The sequence below is a fragment of the Pseudomonas sp. BNK-15 genome, from assembly GCF_047456105.1.
Classification (GTDB): domain Bacteria; phylum Pseudomonadota; class Gammaproteobacteria; order Pseudomonadales; family Pseudomonadaceae; genus Aquipseudomonas; species Aquipseudomonas putida_E.
On the sequence record NZ_CP179898.1, the window covers coordinates 37,830 to 56,577 of the forward strand.

Sequence of the window (18,748 nt, forward strand, 5' to 3'; positions counted from 1 at the left end):
TTTCCTCCACCAGAAAACTTCCAGGTACCATCCACGGTCTATTCCTGCAGACATTTCCTACGCAATTCAGAGGTTTTCACTTAAATGGCAGCAGTAATGGTCGGCCAATTCCACGCCCGTGACGCCGAAGGCCGTATCTACCCCGTCCACGAGTTCCAAGAGTCCACCCTGCAGACCGACGGCAGCGTACAGGGCGCACCGGTCACCACCTATCGCCTGGCCATCGGCGACCGAGTCAACCACTTGGGTGAAGACCGTTTTGAACTGGTACAGACCGGCGTCGAGATCATTCGCATTCCTTGACGCAATCGACCGTATAGCTTCCGGCTTCGCTCTGCAGGCCGTGCACATCGGCGACAAAGCCGGGAAAACCGCTGTTGAAGGCGCGGGCAAACGCCAGGTAGTCGAGGATCGAGCGGGTAGCTTCAGTGAACCGCTCCCCCGGCATGATCAAGGGTATGCCCGGCGGATAGGGCACCAGCATGACTGCCGCGACACGGCCGAGCAATGCCTCTATCGGCACCGCTTCCACCTCACCGCGCACCATATGGTCATATGCCCGGGCCGGGCTGAGCGCCACTTCCGGCAAGCGACTGAACAACCCTTTGAGCTGCTTGGCCGTGGCATTGACGCGATAGCAGTCATGCAGCTGGTTGCACAGGTCGCGCAGGCCGATACCGTGGTAGCGTGCCGTGTCGACTGCAACGATGCTCGGCAGGCACTGGCTTAACGGAGTATTGCCATCATGATGGCGTTTGAACTCCAGCAACTCGGTCAGCAGCGTGCTCCACTTGCCCTTGGTAATGCCCATCGAGAACAGCACCAGGAAGCTGTAAAGGCCGGTCTTCTCCACCACCAACCCGCGCTCCCAGAGAAACTTGCTGACCACTGCCGCCGGAATGCCCTGCTCGTCCAACACGCCGTCGGCACGCAACCCCGGCATCACCAGGGTGACCTTCAACGGGTCAAGCAGCACATAATCGCCCGCCAATTCGCCAAAGCCATGCCACTGCGCCCCAGGCTGCAGCAGCCAGTCCTGCGCAGCGAGCTGATCGACGCCTTCTGCCCCAGGCGGCTGCCAGATACTGAACCACCAATCGGTGGCCGCGATATGTGCACGCAGGTTAGCCAGGGCGCGACGAAAGCTCAGTGCCTCGTCAAACATCTCTTGCAGCAGCGAACGCCCCGCGGGCCCCTCCATCATGGTCGAAGCCACATCCAAAGAAGCCAGGATGCTGTACTGCGGTGACGTCGAGATATGCATCATGAAGGCTTCATTGAAGCGATCTCGGTCCAGTTGCCGCTGGGCGCCGTCCTGTACATGGATCATCGACGCCTGGCTGAAGGCCGCCAGCAGCTTGTGCGTCGAGTGCGTGCTGAACACCAACGGGCTGCCCTCGGTGCAGGCCGTACCCATCGCATAGCGCCCCGTGAAGAACTCATGAAACGCCGCGTAAGCGAACCAGGCTTCATCGAAGTGCAGCACCTGCGCGCTGCTGCCCAGAGCTTGCTTGATCAGCCCGGCGTGGTAGCACAGCCCGTCATAGGTTGAGTTGGTCACCACCGCCAGCTTGATGCGCGGTTCGCGCCCCTTGGCCAAGGGGTTGGCCAGCACCTTGGCCTGGATCGACTCGGCGCTGAATTCGCTGAGCGGGATCGGCCCGATGATGCCCAGTTCGTTGCGCTCGGGGCATAGGTAGATGGGAATGGCGCCGGTCATGATGATGGCATGGACCACCGACTTGTGGCAGTTACGGTCCACCAGCACCAGGTCATCACGGCCGACCATGGCATGCCAGACAATCTTGTTGGCGGTGGAGGTGCCATTGATCACGAAGAAGGTATGGTCGGCGCCAAAGTTGCGCGCCGCCCTGGCTTCGGCCGCTGCCAAAGGGCCAGTGTGATCGAGCAGCGAGCCCAGTTCCGGCACCGAGACGGACAAGTCCGAGCGCAAGGTATTCTCGCCGAAGAATTGATGGAAGGCTTGGCCCACCGGGCTTTTGCGGTAGGCCACGCCACCGCCATGGCCGGGCGTGTGCCAGGAATAATTGGACTGCGCGGTGTGCTGTACCAAGGCCTTGAAGAAAGGCGGCAGCAAGCCGTCGAGGTAGTTGTGTGCGGCACGTGCTACCTGGCGGGCGAGGAACGGCACGGTGTCCTCGAACAGGTATAGGATGCCGCGCAGCTGGTTGAGCTCGCTCATCGCTTCGGCGGGAGCGTTTTCCAAGGTGACCTGTTCGCCCAGGGCGAAGATTGGCAGGTCAGGAGCACGCTGGCGGGCCAGGCGGATCAACTCGGCCATGTTCTGCAACAGGTGAGTATTGTCGCCAATGCCTTCGGCGGCGATCAGCATGCAGGCCAGGCCGTGGTGGGTGGCCGCGACCAGACGGGCTTCGGCATTGTCTGCCGCGGCGAGAATGGCGAAGCCGTCCTGACGCAGTTCCTCGGCAATCCCCCGCACGCGCTCGCCGGCAACGCTGTCGGCCTTGATGGCACGGTGGACGATGAGGATGGGGAACTTGAGGTCCTTGTACATCAGGCTGCAACCTCCGAAGGACAGAGCGTCTTTCACAGGGTAGTAGAGCCTGGTGCTCTCAGTACGGCCCTGTCGCAGGCACGCCGGTGCCTACGCGAATTTGCAGTTCAGTAAAGAGCTTGTGGGAGCCAGGTTGCGGCGATAAGGCCAGGGCAGGCTCAGCATCAACCGGCAGGCGTTTCGGTCAATACCTGCCACATCGACGGCCCGCCCGCCGACTTGGCGATAGCCGCCAGGCGCTCTGCATGCGCCTCCAGTTCCTCGGCAGTGGCCATGATCACCCGCCCAGGCGCACGCCCGGTAATCCGGCGGATCTCGCTGCCACCGCTGCCCTGCCCTTCATTGTCGCCGTCCGCCCCATTGCCAGCCAGCGAAAGGCTGGTCTGGCCACCGGTCATTGCCAGGTAGACATCAGCCAGCAGCTCCGAGTCGAGCAACGCGCCGTGCAGTTCACGGCCGGAGTTGTCGATATCGTAACGCTTGCACAGCGCGTCAAGGCTGTTGCGCTGCCCCGGGTGCCGGGCGCGGGCCAGAAACAGTGTGTCGAGGATGGTGCAGTGCTGCGAGATGTCGGCGCGGTCGCGCTGACCGAGCAGGGCGAACTCGTTGTTGATGAAGCCGACGTCGAACGCCGCGTTATGGATGACCAGCGTGGCGCCCTGAATGAATTCGAAGAATTCCTCGGCCACATCGCCGAAGCGCGGCTTGCCGACCAGGAACGCGTCGGTGATGCCGTGGACATTGATCGCGCCCTCGTCACTCTCGCGGTCCGGCTGAAGATAGACGTGGAAGTGCCGACCGGTCAGGCGCCGGCCAATGACTTCGACGCAGCCGATCTCGATGATCCGGTGGCCTTCGCTGACCGGCATGCCGGTGGTTTCGGTATCGAGAATGACCAGGCGTTTATCTTGCTGCTGCTCCACGCGGGGCGCTCCAACTTGCATCAGTTACAAAGCCGAGGATTGTACCGCAGCTCAACGTTTGGCGCGTACCTCGTCGACGCCACGGTTGGCCAATTGGTCAGCGCGCTCGTTACCGGGGTGGCCGATGTGCCCGCGCACCCACTTCCAGGTGACCTTGTGGCGGTTGACCTGCTCATCGAGCTGCTGCCACAGGTCGGCGTTCTTCACTGGCTCCTTCGCGGCGGTCTTCCAGCCGCGCTTCTTCCAGTTGACCATCCATTCGTTGATGCCCTTCATCACGTACTGCGAGTCGGTGGTCAACACCACCTCGCATTCGCGCTTGAGCGCCATCAAGCCCTGAATCGCGGCCATCAGTTCCATGCGGTTGTTGGTGGTTTCGCGTTCGCCGCCCCACAGCTCCTTTTCGACGCCCTTGTAGATCAACAGGACCCCCCAGCCACCAGGGCCTGGATTGCCCTTGCAGGCACCATCGGTATACAACTCGACGCTATCGCTCATGTACCACTCATGTTCAGTGCTTTTCGGTGTCCGGGCTGACCGCGGTGCGGTTGACCTTGGCCAATGGCAAAGGCAGCAACTTGCCCATCGGTTCGCGGCGTTCCTGGCGCAGCGGCCTCAGGCCAACCACCATCTTGCGCGCCACCAGCAGGTAAACCCCGCCACCAGAGCTCTGCCAACCGCCTGCCACCCGTTCCCAGCCCGCCAGGCGTTGTTGCCAGGCCGGTGAGGCAAGCGGCGGACGATAGCACCCGAAGCGGCGTTTCTCCAGCGCGAAGCCCAGCAGGTTGAGCCAGTCACCGACCCGTGACGGCGAGATGCAGCGGGCCTTGCGCAGCGCGCCGTGGCTGAAGAAGTGGCGTATGCCCCAACTGCTCCAGGGGTTGATGCCGACGATCAGCAGATGCCCGCCGGGGCGTACCGCACTGGCGGCCTCGCGCAGCAAGCCATGGGGCGACAGGCAGAAGTCCAGGCCGTGCTGCAGCACCACCACGTCGGCGGCGTGCTCGCTCAAGGGCCAGGCCTGTTCCTCACAGACGATCTCCACCCCCGGCAGCGGCGCGCCCAAACGCACGTTGCGCTGTACCTGGGGGGCGCTGGGCGGAGCCTCGGCGCAGGGGCCGTAATGCACCAGGTAACCCCCGAAGAAGCGCCCGAGCTCCTCCTCCAACAATTTTTCCTCTTCTTTGAGCATCAGCTGGCCGAGCGGGCCGTGGAACCAGTCACGGGCCAGGCTGATCAGCTCGATCCAGGCCGGGTCGGCCTGGGCAAAGGGTTGGTCGGTCATTTGCGCTCTCCCTCGAAGGTTCTCGCACCGCGCCATCGCGGCTAAGATGGCCTCATGTGCCACGCTAGGCGATACGGATCCGCACCATGATACAGATCGATGCTCTCCCCGCTTTCTCCGACAACTACATCTGGTTGTTACAGGATACTGCCAAACGCCGCTGCGCGGTGGTCGATCCTGGTGATGCCGCCCCCGTGGAGGCATGGCTGGCCGCCAATCCCGACTGGGTGCTGGAGGATATTCTGGTCACCCACCACCACAATGACCACGTGGGCGGTGTCGAGCGGCTGAAAAAACTGACCGGTGCGCGGGTCAGCGGCCCGGCCAACGAGCGTATTCCGTGCCGCGACCTTGCCTTGGACGAAGGTGACGAAGTGACCGCGGTGGGCGTGACCTTCCAGGTTCTGGCAGTACCGGGGCACACGCTGGGTCATATCGCCTTCTTCAGCGACCAACCTGCGACACCGGTGCTATTCAGTGGCGACACGTTGTTCGCCGCTGGCTGCGGGCGGATGTTCGAAGGCACGCCAGAGCAGATGCAGCCTGCCCTCGCCAGGTTGGCTGCGCTGCCGGAGCGTACCGAGGTGTACTGCGCCCACGAGTACACCCTTAGCAACTTGCGCTTCGCCAAGGCCGTGGAGCCACAAAACCCGCACGTTCTGCAACGTTTCGATGATGTTACCCGGCTGCGCGCCGAAAATCACATCACATTGCCATCAACCATCGGCGTAGAACGGCTGACCAACCCCTTTCTGCGTACCTCTGAAACATTAGTTAAACAAAAAGCTGACGAATGGAAGGGACATTCAAACACCACGCATGTCGCTGTTTTTGCTGCCTTGAGGTCTTGGAAGGACACCTTCTGATAACCTGAAGATATATCGCAACATGTGCTCGAAGGTTGACCCGGCGGGATGCGGTTTCTAGAATCGCCGAAATTTTTTGCCCGGATACCCGTCCCCGCCGATGTCTTCCCGTAGCCGCAGAACCGCTCATTCAGTCGCCCTGACGCGCCTGGCCCAAATCAGTGCGCTGGCGCTGGCCGCCACCCTGGTGGGCTGCCAGAGCACCCGTCAGCTCGACGAATCCGACAGCGTTCGCGCGCACAGCTACCAGGCGCGGATCAAACACAAACCCGTTCCGCTCGCGGTCAAACCCGCCGAGCAGGCGCCGCAGGATGTGTGGGAGCGCATGCGCCAGGGCTTCGCCCTGCAAGACACCATCGACGTCAACCCGCGCATCGAGCAGCAGCGGCTGTGGTTCGCCAGCAACCCCTCGTTCCTCGAAAACGCCGGTGAGCGCGGCAGCCTGTACCTGCACTACATCGTCGAGCGCCTGGAAGAACGCGACATGCCGCTGGAACTGGCCCTGTTGCCGGCGATCGAAAGCGCCTACAACCCCATGGCCTACTCGCGCGCCCATGCTGCAGGCATGTGGCAGTTCATCCCCTCTACCGGGCGCCACTTCAACCTGCGCCAGACCAATTTCTACGATGGTCGCCGCGACATCACCGCGTCGACCAACGCCGCGCTGGATTACCTGAGCCGCCTGCACGACATGTTCAACGGCGACTGGCTGCTGGCACTGGCTGCCTACAACGCCGGTGAAGGCACCGTCAGCCGGGCGATCGAGCGCAACGAGAAACTCGGCCTGCCCACCGATTACTGGAACCTGCCACTGCCACAGGAGACGCGCGACTACGTGCCCAAGCTGCTGGCCCTGTCGCAGGTGGTCCTGACCCCCGAAGCCTACGGCGTGAACCTCAACCCGATCGCCAACGAGCCCTACTTCGAAGCTGTCGCCATCAAGGACCGCCTGGACCTGTCGCGGGTAGCCGCCTTCGCCAACATCGACGAAGACGAACTGATCCAGCTCAACCCGGCATTCAAGAAGCGCATGACCGTGGATGGGCCCAAACAATTGCTGGTACCGACGGCCAAGGCGCAACTGCTGTCCGACAGCCTGTCCAACCTCAAGCCTGAACAACTGGTCAGCCTGCAGCCGAACAAAGCCGTGTTCGCACGCGCCGTGGCCGAAGCCAAGGCACCTGCCAGAGCGCGCAGTTACCGCGTAAAGCGCGGCGACAGCCTGAGCACCATTGCCAGGGCCAACCGGGTTTCGGTCAAGGATATCCAGCGCTGGAACAAATTATCGGGTAGCCGTGTAAAGGCCGGCCAGGTGTTGGCACTGCGTGGTGGTAGTGCGGCAGGCAACCGGGTAGCAGCATCCTCCAAGCGCTCTACCCAGTACAAGGTCCGCAAGGGTGACTCGCTGTATCTGGTGGCAAAACGTTTCAATGTTGAGATGAAGCACCTCAAGCGCTGGAATCCGCGCAGCGGGCACGCCCTCAAGCCAGGCCAGACCTTGACCGTCTACCTGGGGCACTGATGTTAACCCGGGGCTGCTCCGCAGCCCCTTGACCTCCTTCCAGACACACCCTTTTTCCAACCCCGCCAAGCTGTTACTGTAGCCCGACCAAAGCCCAACGCCTCTGGATCGGATGCCGACTTGATACGTCCCCTCCTGCTGTCACTCAGCCTGGCCTTGAGCTTTCCCGCAGCCGCGATGGTGAGCGAAAGCCACGGATACGCGCAGTTCGGCACGCTCAAGTACCCAGCCACATTCACCCACTTCGACTGGGTCAACCCGCAAGCGCCCAAGGGCGGCACCTTGCGCGCCATGGCATTGGGCACCTTCGACACGCTCAACGCCTATACCTTCAAGGGTTCCAGCCCGGTCACAACGCCGAACTTCCTGCAGTACGGTGTCAACGAGCTCAACGAAACACTGATGGTCGGCACCGGCATGTATGACCCTTCCGGGGACGAGCCCACCTCCAGTTACGGCCTCATCGCCCGCTCGGTGGAGTACAGCGAGGACCGCAGTTGGGTGGTGTTCAACCTGCGCCCGCAAGCGCGCTGGCATGACGGCAAACCGATCACTTCTGCAGACGTCGCCTTCTCTTACCGCACGCTGCTCAAGGACGGCCACCCGATCTACCGCACCAACCTGCAGGAAGTGCAGCGCGTGGATATCCTTGGCCCGCTGCGCATCCGCTTCGTGTTCAAGCGCGCTGGCAACCCGCTGCTGATCCTGCGCCTGGGCGAGATGCCGGTGCTGCCCAAACACTACTGGCAAAACCGCGATTTCAAGGCCACCACCTTCGAGCCGCCGCTTGGCAGCGGCCCCTACCGCATCACTCAGGTGCAGCCCGGCAGGCGCCTGGTGTTCGAGCGGGTAAAGAACTACTGGGGCAAGGACCTGGCGGTAAACCGCGGCAAGTACAACTTCAACCGCATCGAATACGAGTTCTATCGGGACGCCACAGTCGCGTTCGAAGCCTTCAAGGCAGGCGAGTTCGACATCTATATCGAGCATCAGGCAAAGAACTGGGCCAACGGCTACAACTTCCCGGCACTGCGCCGTGGCGAGGTGATAAAGGCCCAGATCCCCCATCGCATCCCGACCCAGACCCAGGGGCTGTTCATGAACAGCCGCCGGGCCACCTTCAGCGACGCCAGGGTACGCCAGGCGCTGGGCCTGATGCTCGACTTCCAGTGGACCAACCGCGCCCTGTTCAGCAGCGCCTACCGCCGCTCGACCAGCTACTACCCCAACAGCGAGTTTGCCGCCAGCGGCCTGCCCACGGGCAAGGAGTGGCTGCTGCTGGCGCCGTTCCGTGACCAATTGCCGGAAAAGCTGTTCACCCAGCCCTATCAGGTCAGCCACACCGATGGCCGCGGCATCGACCGCCAGAGCCTGCGCCAGGCGCTGAGCCTGCTCGGTCGCGCCGGCTGGAAGCTCGACGGCCAGCGCCTGGTGAACGCACAAGGCCAGCAATTGCGCATGGAGCTGCTGCTGGTGAATCCCAACCTCGAACGCATCCTGCAACCTTATGTCGAAAACCTGGCGAGCATCGGCATCGATGCGCGCTTGCGCACCGTGGACCGTGCCCAGTACAAACAACGCCTGGACCAGTTCGACTTCGACATGATTCTGATGACCTTGAGCCAGACCTTGAGCCCCGGCCTTGAGCAGTGGCTGTACTTCCATTCCAGCCAGGCTGCGATCAAGGGCAGCAAGAATTACGCTGGGGTCAGGGATCCGGTGGTCGACCACCTGCTCGACACCTTGCTCGCCGCGCGCACCCGCGATGATCAGGTCGCCGCCGCTCGCGCCCTGGACCGCGTGCTGTCCTGGCAGTACTACATGATCCCCAACTGGTATCTCGACAACCACCGCCTGGCCTACCGCAACCGGTTCGGTTTCGTCACCACCCCGCCCTATACCCTGGGGCTGAATACCTGGTGGCTAAAGACTTCGGAGAAAGCCCAATGATGCCAACATACCGCCTGCGCCAGCTGGCAGGCAGCCTGCTGCTTGCCTGCCTGAGCCTACCGGCCATGGCCGCGCCACAACACGCACTGACCCTTTATGATGAAGCGCCGAAGTACCCGGCCGACTTCAAGCACTTCGACTACGTCAACCCCGACGCGCCCAAGGGCGGCACCTTCCGCCAGTCAAGTTTCGGCGGTTTCGACAGCCTCAACCCGTTCATCAACAAAGGGGTGGCCGCCGAAAACGTCAGCGCCATCTACGACACCTTGATGCGCCAGAGCCTGGACGAGCCGTTCACCGAGTACGGCCTGGTTGCCGGCAAGATCGAAAAGGCCCCGGACAACAGCTGGGTGCGCTTCTACCTGCGCCCCGAGGCACGCTTCCACGACGGCCACCCGATGCGGGCCGAAGACGTGGTGTTCACCTTCAACGCCCTGATCAAGGACGGCGCACCGCTGTACCGCCAGTACTATGGCGATGTCGCCCAAGTCGTCGCCGAAGACCCGCTGCGCGTGCTGTTCACCTTCAAGCACAAGAACAACCGCGAGTTGCCGCTGATCCTCGGCCAGTTGCCCGTGCTGCCCAAGCACTGGTACGAAGGCCGCGAATTCAACCGCGGCAACCTGGAAATCCCGCTCGGCAGCGGCCCGTACAAGATCACCGAGGTCAAGCCCGGCCGCTCGATCCGCTACGAGCGGGTCAAGGACTACTGGGCCAAGGACCTGCCGCTCAACCGCGGCCAGTTCAACTTCGACGCCATGACCTTCGACTCCTACCGCGACAACACCGTCGCGCTGGAAGCACTCAAGGCCGGCCAGTTCGACTATGGCCTTGAGACCAGCGCGAAAAACTGGGCCACCGCCTACAACGTTCCCGCCGTACGCGATGGCCGCCTGATCAAGGAAGAGCTGCCCAACGGCAACCCCACCGGCATGCAGGGTTTCATTTTCAACCTGCGTAAACCGGTGTTTCAGGACATCCGCGTACGCCAGGCACTGAGCCTGCTGCTGGACTTCGAGTGGACCAACAAGCAGTTGTTCAACGGCGCCTACACCCGCACCGGCAGCTACTTCGAAAACTCCGAAATGGCCGCCCAGGGCCTGCCCTCGCCTGACGAGCTGAAGATCCTTGAGCCTATGCGCGGCAAGGTCCCCGAACAGGTGTTCAGCGAGGCTTTCCACAACCCGGTCACCGAGGGCAGCGGCATGATCCGCGAACAGCAGCGCCAGGCCTACAAGCTGTTGATGGACGCTGGCTGGAAGATCGTCGACGACAAGATGGTCGACAAGAACGGCAAACCGGTGTCCATCGAGTTTCTGCTGGCCCAGACCGAATTCGAGCGCATCCTGCTGCCGTTCAAACGCAACCTGGCCGACCTTGGCATCGACCTGAACATCCGGCGCGTCGACGTTTCCCAGTACATCACCCGCCTGCGCTCGCGTGACTTCGACATGATCGTCAGCGGCTATCCGCAGTCCAGCTCCCCAGGCAACGAGCAGCGCGAGTTCTGGTCCAGTGCCGCTGCCGACAACCCCGGCAGCCGCAACTTCATCGGCCTGCGGGACCCGGCCATCGACCAACTGGTCGAAGCGCTGATCAACGCCGATTCCCGACAGAGCCTGATCAACCACGCCCGCGCCCTGGACCGCGTGCTGCTGTGGGGTTACTACGTGATCCCCAACTGGCACATCAAGACCTGGCGCGTGGCCTACTGGAACCACATCGGCCACCCCAAGGTTTCGCCCAAGTACGACATCGGCATCGACACCTGGTGGATCAAGCCCGAGGTGACGCCAGCCGTGTCCGAAGCGCCTGCGCAAGAGGCCAACTGACATGCTGGCCTACATCCTGCGTCGCCTGCTGCTGATCATCCCGACCCTGTTCGGCATCCTGGTGATCAACTTCATCATCGTCCAGGCCGCCCCCGGCGGCCCGGTGGAACAGATGATCGCCAAGCTCGAAGGCTTCGAGGGTGCCACCAGCCGGATTGCCGGCGGCGGCGCCGAAGTCTCCGTGGCCGGCTCCAACTACCGCGGTGCCCAGGGCCTCGACCCTGCGCTGATCGCCGAAATCGAGCGCATGTACGGTTTCGACAAGTCGCCCCCCGAGCGTTTATGGATCATGGTCAAGAACTACGCCCAGCTGGACTTCGGCGAGAGCTTCTTTCGCGATGCCAAGGTCATCGACCTGATCGCCGAGAAGATGCCGGTGTCGATTTCGCTCGGGCTGTGGAGCACGCTGATCATGTACCTGGTGTCGATCCCCCTGGGTATCGCCAAGGCGGTGCGCCACGGCAGCCACTTCGACGTCTGGACCAGCTCGGCGATCATCGTCGGTTATGCCATCCCGGCGTTCCTGTTCGCCATCCTGCTGATCGTGCTGTTCGCCGGCGGCAGCTACTTCGACTGGTTCCCGCTGCGCGGCCTGACCTCGAACAACTTCGACGAGCTGTCTACCACCGGCAAAGTGCTCGACTACTTCTGGCACCTGGTGCTGCCGATCACCGCCCTGGTGATCGGCAACTTCGCCACCATGACCCTGCTGACCAAGAACAGCTTCCTCGACGAGATCAACAAGCAATACGTGGTCACCGCCAAAGCCAAAGGCCTGGGCCGCTCGCGGGTGCTGTACGGCCACGTGTTCCGCAACGCCATGTTGCTGGTGATCGCGGGCTTCCCTTCGGCGTTCATCGGCATCTTCTTCACCGGCTCCCTGCTGATCGAGGTGATTTTCTCCCTCGACGGCCTGGGCCTGATGAGTTTCGAGGCGGCCATCAACCGCGACTACCCGGTGGTGTTCGGCACCCTGTTCATCTTCACCCTGCTAGGGCTGGTGGTGAAACTGATCGGCGACCTCACCTACACCCTGGTCGATCCGCGCATCGACTTCGCCAGCCGGGAGCACTGACATGGCCTTGTCCCCTCTCAACCGTCGGCGCTTCGAGCGCTTCAAGGCCAACCGACGCGGCTGGTGGTCGCTGTGGCTATTCCTCATCCTGTTCGGCCTGAGCCTGGGCGCCGAGCTGATCGCCAACGACAAACCGATTGCCGTGCGCTACGACGGCGAGTGGTTTTTCCCGGCCTTCAAGCGCTACCCGGAAACCACCTTCGGCGGCGAGTTCCCACTGGAGGCCAACTACAAGAGCCCGTATATCCGGGAGCTACTGGCCAAAAAAGACAGCTTCGTGCTGTGGGCCCCGATCCCGTACAGCTACCAGAGCATCAATTACGACCTGCGCGTACCCGCCCCTGCGCCACCCTCGGCGGACAACCTGCTGGGCACCGACGATCAGGGCCGCGATGTACTGGCGCGGGTGATCTACGGCTTCCGCATTTCGGTGCTGTTCGCCCTCACCCTGACCATCCTCAGTTCCATCATCGGCGTCATCGCCGGTGCCCTGCAGGGCTTTTACGGTGGCTGGGTGGACCTTGCCGGCCAGCGCTTTCTGGAGATCTGGTCCGGCTTGCCGGTGCTGTACCTGCTGATCATCCTTGCCAGCTTCGTGCAGCCCAACTTCTGGTGGTTGCTGGGCATCATGCTGCTGTTTTCGTGGATGAGCCTGGTCGACGTGGTGCGTGCCGAGTTCCTGCGCGGGCGCAACCTCGAGTACGTGCGCGCCGCCCGTGCCCTAGGGATGCGCAATGGCGCGATCATGTACCGGCACATCCTGCCCAACGCCATGATTTCAACCATGACCTTCATGCCCTTCATCCTCACCGGTGCCATCGGCACCCTGACCGCCCTGGACTTCCTCGGTTTCGGCCTGCCACCGGGCGCGCCGTCGCTGGGCGAACTGGTGGCCCAAGGCAAGTCCAACCTGCAGGCGCCATGGCTGGGCATCAGCGCCTTTGCCGTATTGGCGATCATGCTGAGCCTGCTGGTATTCATCGGCGAATCCGCCCGCGATGCCTTCGACCCGAGGAAGTGAGATGAGTGAACAGAACCTGATCGAAGTGCGCGACCTGGCGGTGGAGTTCGTTACCGGCGAACAGGTCAACCGTGTGGTCGATGGCATCAGCTTCGACATCCGCAAGGGTGAGACCCTGGCGCTGGTCGGCGAGAGCGGTTCGGGCAAATCCGTTACCGCCCACTCGATTCTGCGCCTGCTGCCCTACCCGCTGGCACGCCACCCTAGCGGCAGCATCGGCTATGAAGGCAACGACCTGCTGCAGCAAGGTGAGAAGGCCATGCAGAAGATTCGCGGCAACCGCATCGCGATGATCTTCCAGGAGCCGATGACCTCGCTGAACCCGCTGCACTGCATCGAAAAGCAGATCAACGAAATCCTGCTGCTGCACAAGGGCCTCACCGGCAAGCAAGCCACTGCGCGCACGCTGGAGTTGCTGGAGCTGGTGGGCATTCCCGAGCCGCGCAAGCGGCTGAAGGCCCTGCCCCACGAGCTGTCCGGTGGCCAGCGGCAGCGGGTGATGATCGCCATGGCGCTGGCCAATGAGCCGGAGTTTCTGATTGCCGATGAACCCACCACTGCGCTCGACGTGACCGTGCAGTTGAAGATTCTGGAGCTGCTCAAGGAACTGCAGGCGCGGTTGGGCATGGCATTGCTGTTGATCAGCCATGACCTGAACCTGGTAAGGCGCATTGCCCACCGTGTTTGCGTGATGCAGCGTGGGCAGATTGTCGAGCAGGCCGATTGCGCGACGCTGTTCAGTGCGCCGCAGCACCATTACACACAGATGCTGATCAATGCCGAACCCAGCGGCTTGCCGGCACATAACCCGGTTGGCGCACCGCTGCTGGAAGTGAACGACCTGAAGGTATGGTTCCCGATCAAGAAAGGCTTGCTGCGCAAGACGGTTGACCATGTGAAGGCGGTGGACGGGATCAACTTCAGCTTGCCGCAAGGGCAGACACTGGGGATCGTGGGTGAGTCGGGATCTGGCAAGTCGACGCTGGGGCTGGCGATCTTGCGCCTGATTTCGAGCCAGGGGGGCATCCGCTTCCATGGCCAGGCGCTGGAAGGCTTGAACCAGAAGCAGGTGCGGCCACTGCGACGTGAGATGCAAGTGGTGTTTCAGGACCCCTTTGGTAGCCTGAGCCCACGCATGTGTGTGGCGGATATCGTTGGCGAGGGGCTACGGATTCACAAGATTGGTACAGCCGCAGAACAGGAAGCGGCAATTATCGCGGCGCTGGAAGAGGTAGGCCTGGACCCACGCACGCGCCACCGCTACCCGCATGAGTTTTCGGGTGGGCAACGTCAACGTATCGCCATCGCCCGGGCGCTGGTGCTCAAGCCGGCGTTGATTCTGCTGGATGAGCCGACGTCTGCGCTGGATCGTACGGTGCAGCGGCAGGTGGTGGAATTGCTGCGCAACTTGCAGCACAAGTACAACCTCACCTACCTGTTCATCAGCCATGACCTTGCCGTGGTCAAAGCGTTGAGTCACCAACTGATGGTGATCAAGCAGGGGCATGTTGTGGAGCAAGGCGAGGCTCAGCAGATCTTCCATTCACCCCAGCATGCTTATACGCAGCAACTGCTGGAGGCGGCGTTTTTGCGTCATGAAACCGGCTGATAGGGTTGAATATTTGAAACAGCCCCAACATTGATGCATCGAGCGAATGGTTGGGTTAAGGCCGCACCTCTACGCGTGCGGCTTGAGTCAGCGCTGATCCAACTGCAGATGCCGACAGAGCCACACACTCTGCACCAGGCCGTTGATGTGTCTTGCCTGGGAGGCGCTGCGCCGGCTATCCCCACATCGCGAGACAAGCCCCTCCAGAGGCTACGCAAGCGCAGAACTAAAGCATGACAGTCGGCACAGTGGCGCAAGCACACAGGATCAGAAATCAATCGTGCCCGAGAACTTCACCAACCGCGGATCGCCCTGGGTCATGTAGCCACCATTGGCTGAAGCCCAGTAGTTCTTGTCGGTAAGGTTTTCCGCGTTCACCCGCAGGGTCAGGTCCTTCTCGGCGACTTTCAGCTTGTAGCGCGCACCGGCATCGAAACGGTTCCAGGTCGGCAGGCTGAGGTTGTTGGTGGCATCGACGTATTGGCCGCCAGTGCGCAGCATCCGGGCATTGAGTGCCAACCCAGGCACCCCCGGCACATCCCAGTCGACACTTGCGTTCAGCTGGAAAGTCGGCACGCCGATGGCATGGTTGCCGTCATTGGTACCGTTGGCAGTCTTCTTCTGCTCCGAAGTCATGCGGGTACCACCGGCCATCAGGCGTAAACCTTCGATCGGTTCGCCAAATACACTCAGCTCCAGGCCTTTGTTGACCTGCTCGCCATCGCGGATGTAGGTAGTGCCTTCGGTATAACCATCGGAAGGTTTTTCAATACGGAACACAGCCAGGTTCGCGCCATAGGTCTGCTTATCGAGCTTGATGCCTGCCTCAAGCTGTTTGGTTCGGCCCGGCGGGAACATCTGCCCAGCATTTACAGTGTTCGCCGGGGCCGTCGGGCCTTGGGCCAAGCCTTCGATGCGGTTGGCGTAAACAGAGATGCTGTCGGTTGCCTTGTACACAATCCCATAGACAGGCGTGGTGACGCCCTTGTCATAGGCAGGACCGTTACGGCTACCGTCATTGGCCGGATTAGCGACACCATCGAAAGTAGTACCGTCATAGAAATAGTTTTCGATGCGCAGTTGCTGACGGCGCACCCCGTAAGTGAGTAACAGACGGTCATCGAACATGCCTACCGTGTCGGATATGGCGATGCTGCGGTTGCGGGTTTTGCCGGTTACGCCGGGGTCACCCATCTCACCACCGGTGAGGTAGCCGTCGGTCGGTTTGGGCAGCGTGACCTTGTCGTAGATATTGGTATTGCCAGGGACTGGTCGATAAAAGGTGTAGGCGTTTTCCGCCTGCGTCCACAGGGTATTGCCGCCCACGGCAATCTGGTGGCTGAACGGCCCGGTCTGCAGGCGGCCATTGAGGCCGGCGCTGAAGCTGGTGTTGTCTTCGCCGTGGACGATATCCGAACCGGAGAGCGTAGCCGTGCCGCTATTACCCACCAGCACCGGCGTGCCATAGGTGCCATGCTCGCGGGTATGGCGCGCACCACCGGCCAGATAGGCAGTCCAGCTCTCGTTCAGGTCCCATTCCCCACGAATCATGCCGAAGGTATCTTCCGACTCGCTGTAGCTCCAAGCCTGGCCGTAGTTGTGGCTGGCATCCGGTGCGGTTGGCACCTTGGTGGCGGTGCCGGGGCGCACTGAGTTGCGCAGGTGGTTGATACGCTGCTTCTGGTAACCGAAGTCGGCGGAGATGCGCACCGTGTCGCCGCGGTAGTCCAGGCCGGCAACGAATAGTTTGGTCCGCTGGTCCTGATCGTCAACAGCGGTTTCACCTTCACGCTGGCTGAGGTTCAGCCGCGCGCCGAAGCGGTTGTCTTCCCCGAAGCGCTGGCCGATGTCCAGATGCTCGCCGATGCGCCCATCAGCGCTGATGTCCTGGGTGTATCGGCGGGTAGGGACATCGCCAGCACGCTTGGGTTGCAAGTTGACGTTACCGCCAAGGCCAGTGCCGGTCGGGCTCACACCATTGAGAAACGCATTGGGCCCTTTGAACACTTCAACACGTTCCACACCATCGGTCGACATGATCTGGCGCGGCAGAATGCCGTAGAGGCCGTTGAAGGAGATGTCATCCCCTGCCAGTGGCAGCCCGCGAATCACGAAGACCTTCGACTGGTTGCCGAAGCCGAACGACTCGCGCACGGACGGGTCGTTGGCCACCACGTCACCGATGTCCTCAGCCTGCTGGTCTTCGATCAGCTTGGAGGTGTAGCTGGTCATGGTGAACGGGACGTCCATGTTGTCCTGATTACCCAGCACTCCCATGTGACCACCACGGGCCACCTGGCCACCGGCGAACGCCTCGGGCAGCGCGCCGGGGGTGGGTTTGACGGCGTCGGCGTTGACGTCGGTGGCGTCAAGTTGAATCGGCTCGGCCGCTTGCGCCATCAGCGTTACGGAACAGCACAGCGCCAGCATGGCTGGGCGCGAAGGAAAGCGAGACGCCATCGTACAAATCCTGACAGATAAGTGTGAGTTAGAGCGATGGCGTAAATGATAATACTTCCCATATATGAGCATCAACCTACAATAAGGCTAAATGCCACCTACAAGACCAGTGGCATTTGAGCCGTCCCGGAGCAAGCAAGCCACCGATGACCGGGATGCCCGCCTCCATTAAAGCGACTTCGCGGCTAAAAGTACTCAGGCCTGAACGGCCCGGCCCTCCACTGCTTCGCTGTCAGCCACCATCCCCTCCCGCATTCGCTGCGCATCGCGGCTGAAACACCGCGACGCGGCCAGCAGAAACACCATGGTCAACATCAGCGCCACCGGTATCAGGTACATCGCGTCGTGCAACCCCTGGGCCTTGAACGCCTCGCTCATCATCACTTCCCCCGCTGCGTCCATGGCTGCGACAGCGAAATGGTCCGACAGCCCGCCAACCACCACCGGCCCCAATCCACCACCCAGCAGATACAGCCCGGCAAAATACAGCGCCATGGCCGTGGCACGCAGGCGGGGCTGCACCACGTCCTGGATGGCGGTGTACACGCAGGTGTAGAAGTTGTACGAGAACAGCCAGCCCGCGCCGAACAGCGCCACGAACAGGCCCAGCTCAATCCGCCCAGCGTGCAGCGCCCAGGCAGTGGCCAGCGTGGCGACCAGCATGCTAAGCACGGCGAACATCAGCCGGCCATTGGCAAAGCGCTGATGCACCTTGTCGGCCACCCAGCCACCAAGGGTAAGGCCTACTAGACCGGTCACACCGACAATGACCCCGGTGGCCACTGCGGCTTGTTGCAGTTGCAGCTCGAAGTACCGCTGCAGCATGGGCACCATGAACGAGTTGCAGGCGTACGAAGCAAAATTGAACGTAAGGCCTGCGAGCACCAGCCAGGCGAAGGTGGGCACGCTAAGTACGCGGCGCAGGGGCCGGTCCAGTGGAGCCTGGGAGACGGCTACGGTTTCTGCCGCACCGCGTGCCGGTTCGCGAATCAGGAACAGGAACAGCGCCAGCACCACACCCGGTACTGCGGCAATGAAGAACGGTGCGCGCCAGCTGCCGAAGGCCTGCACCATGGCGCCGATGGTGAAGAAGGCCAGCAACAGGCCCAGCGGCAGGCCGAGCATGAAGATACCCATCGCCCTTGCTCGCCGCTCGGCAGGGAACAGGTCTCCGATAAGCGAATTGGCGGCGGGCGCATAGCTGGCTTCACCGATGCCCACCCCCATGCGCACCAGCAGAAAGCTCCAGAAGCTCCCAACCATGCCGTTGACTGCCGTCAGCCCGCTCCATGCCATCAGGCCCCAGCCCATAAGCCGGCTGCGCGAGCCGGTGTCGGCCAGCCGTGCCAACGGCAGGCCAGCGATGGCATAGACCAGGGTGAAGGCAGTGCCGATCAGGCCGATCTGGAAGTCGCTCAGGTGCCACTCCAGGCGAATCGGTTCGATGATGATGGCGGGTATGGTGCGGTCGAAGAAATTGAACAGGTTGGCAAGGAACAGCAAGAACAGGATGCGCCAGGCGTTATTCGCTTGGATGGCGGTCGGCATAGTCAGGTCCCTCGTTATTGTTGTTCGGGGCTTCCAGCACGCCACACGAATCTAGAGGGGGAACTGCGCATCGTCTGCCACCATTTACCGCGCTGATATCGAGCGATGCCCGGTAAGCAGT

General features: G+C 62.0%; 14 protein-coding genes. 8 read left to right on the top strand and 6 right to left on the bottom strand.

Going from position 1 to position 18,748, the window contains the following annotated elements; genetic code table 11:
• The first annotated feature begins 84 nt into the window (after positions 1 to 84).
• Positions 85 to 303: a hypothetical protein gene (locus ACMGF5_RS00190; protein ID WP_046785212.1), complete on the top strand. Its 219-nt coding sequence runs from the start codon at positions 85 to 87 to the stop codon at positions 301 to 303.
• Here the strand turns inward: ACMGF5_RS00190 and ACMGF5_RS00195 are convergent.
• The 4 genes from ACMGF5_RS00195 to ACMGF5_RS00210 form a co-directional block, all read right to left on the bottom strand.
• Entirely contained in the window at positions 287 to 2,536 is a 2,250-nt protein-coding gene (locus tag ACMGF5_RS00195; RefSeq protein WP_125924909.1) for an Orn/Lys/Arg decarboxylase N-terminal domain-containing protein, read from the bottom strand. The genes ACMGF5_RS00190 and ACMGF5_RS00195 overlap by 17 nt on opposite strands.
• A gap of 164 nt (positions 2,537 to 2,700) precedes the next feature.
• Positions 2,701 to 3,459, bottom strand: coding sequence for a DNA polymerase III subunit epsilon (gene dnaQ, locus ACMGF5_RS00200; RefSeq protein ID WP_414157482.1), 759 nt, complete (start codon positions 3,457 to 3,459; stop codon positions 2,701 to 2,703).
• A gap of 51 nt (positions 3,460 to 3,510) precedes the next feature.
• A complete protein-coding gene (rnhA, locus tag ACMGF5_RS00205; RefSeq protein ID WP_012315304.1) occupies positions 3,511 to 3,957 on the bottom strand; it encodes a ribonuclease HI in 447 nt (148 codons plus the stop codon).
• Between the two features lie 13 nt (positions 3,958 to 3,970).
• Positions 3,971 to 4,744: a class I SAM-dependent methyltransferase gene (locus tag ACMGF5_RS00210; RefSeq protein WP_012315305.1), complete on the bottom strand. Its 774-nt coding sequence runs from the start codon at positions 4,742 to 4,744 to the stop codon at positions 3,971 to 3,973.
• 86 nt (positions 4,745 to 4,830) lie between these two features.
• On the opposite strand from ACMGF5_RS00210, the gene gloB reads away from it, so the two are divergent.
• From gloB to ACMGF5_RS00245, 7 genes are all read left to right on the top strand, one after another.
• Complete coding sequence (gloB, locus tag ACMGF5_RS00215; protein WP_414157483.1) at positions 4,831 to 5,610, top strand: hydroxyacylglutathione hydrolase; 780 nt, start codon at positions 4,831 to 4,833, stop codon at positions 5,608 to 5,610.
• A gap of 100 nt (positions 5,611 to 5,710) precedes the next feature.
• A complete protein-coding gene (locus ACMGF5_RS00220) occupies positions 5,711 to 7,132 on the top strand; it encodes a lytic transglycosylase domain-containing protein (RefSeq protein WP_046785216.1) in 1,422 nt (473 codons plus the stop codon).
• Between the two features lie 120 nt (positions 7,133 to 7,252).
• Positions 7,253 to 9,082, top strand: coding sequence for an extracellular solute-binding protein (locus ACMGF5_RS00225; RefSeq protein ID WP_196996765.1), 1,830 nt, complete (start codon positions 7,253 to 7,255; stop codon positions 9,080 to 9,082).
• The gene (locus tag ACMGF5_RS00230; RefSeq protein WP_414157484.1) at positions 9,079 to 10,914 is read left to right on the top strand and encodes an extracellular solute-binding protein; all 1,836 of its coding nucleotides are present in this window, start codon (positions 9,079 to 9,081) and stop codon (positions 10,912 to 10,914) included. The genes ACMGF5_RS00225 and ACMGF5_RS00230 overlap by 4 nt, the downstream gene beginning before the upstream one ends.
• 1 nt (position 10,915) lies before the next feature.
• A complete protein-coding gene (locus tag ACMGF5_RS00235; RefSeq protein WP_119687471.1) occupies positions 10,916 to 11,989 on the top strand; it encodes a microcin C ABC transporter permease YejB in 1,074 nt (357 codons plus the stop codon).
• Position 11,990: 1 nt separating this feature from the next.
• A complete protein-coding gene (locus ACMGF5_RS00240) occupies positions 11,991 to 13,010 on the top strand; it encodes an ABC transporter permease (RefSeq protein WP_046785219.1) in 1,020 nt (339 codons plus the stop codon).
• 1 nt (position 13,011) lies between these two features.
• Entirely contained in the window at positions 13,012 to 14,619 is a 1,608-nt protein-coding gene (locus tag ACMGF5_RS00245) for an ABC transporter ATP-binding protein (RefSeq protein ID WP_414157485.1), read from the top strand.
• A gap of 267 nt (positions 14,620 to 14,886) precedes the next feature.
• Here the strand turns inward: ACMGF5_RS00245 and ACMGF5_RS00250 are convergent, their stop codons facing one another.
• Together ACMGF5_RS00250 and ACMGF5_RS00255 are read right to left on the bottom strand one after the other, a co-directional pair.
• A complete protein-coding gene (locus ACMGF5_RS00250; protein ID WP_414157486.1) occupies positions 14,887 to 17,079 on the bottom strand; it encodes a TonB-dependent receptor in 2,193 nt (730 codons plus the stop codon).
• Positions 17,080 to 17,274: 195 nt separating this feature from the next.
• The gene (locus ACMGF5_RS00255; RefSeq protein WP_414157487.1) at positions 17,275 to 18,627 is read right to left on the bottom strand and encodes a spinster family MFS transporter; all 1,353 of its coding nucleotides are present in this window, start codon (positions 18,625 to 18,627) and stop codon (positions 17,275 to 17,277) included.
• Positions 18,628 to 18,748: the final 121 nt, after the last annotated feature.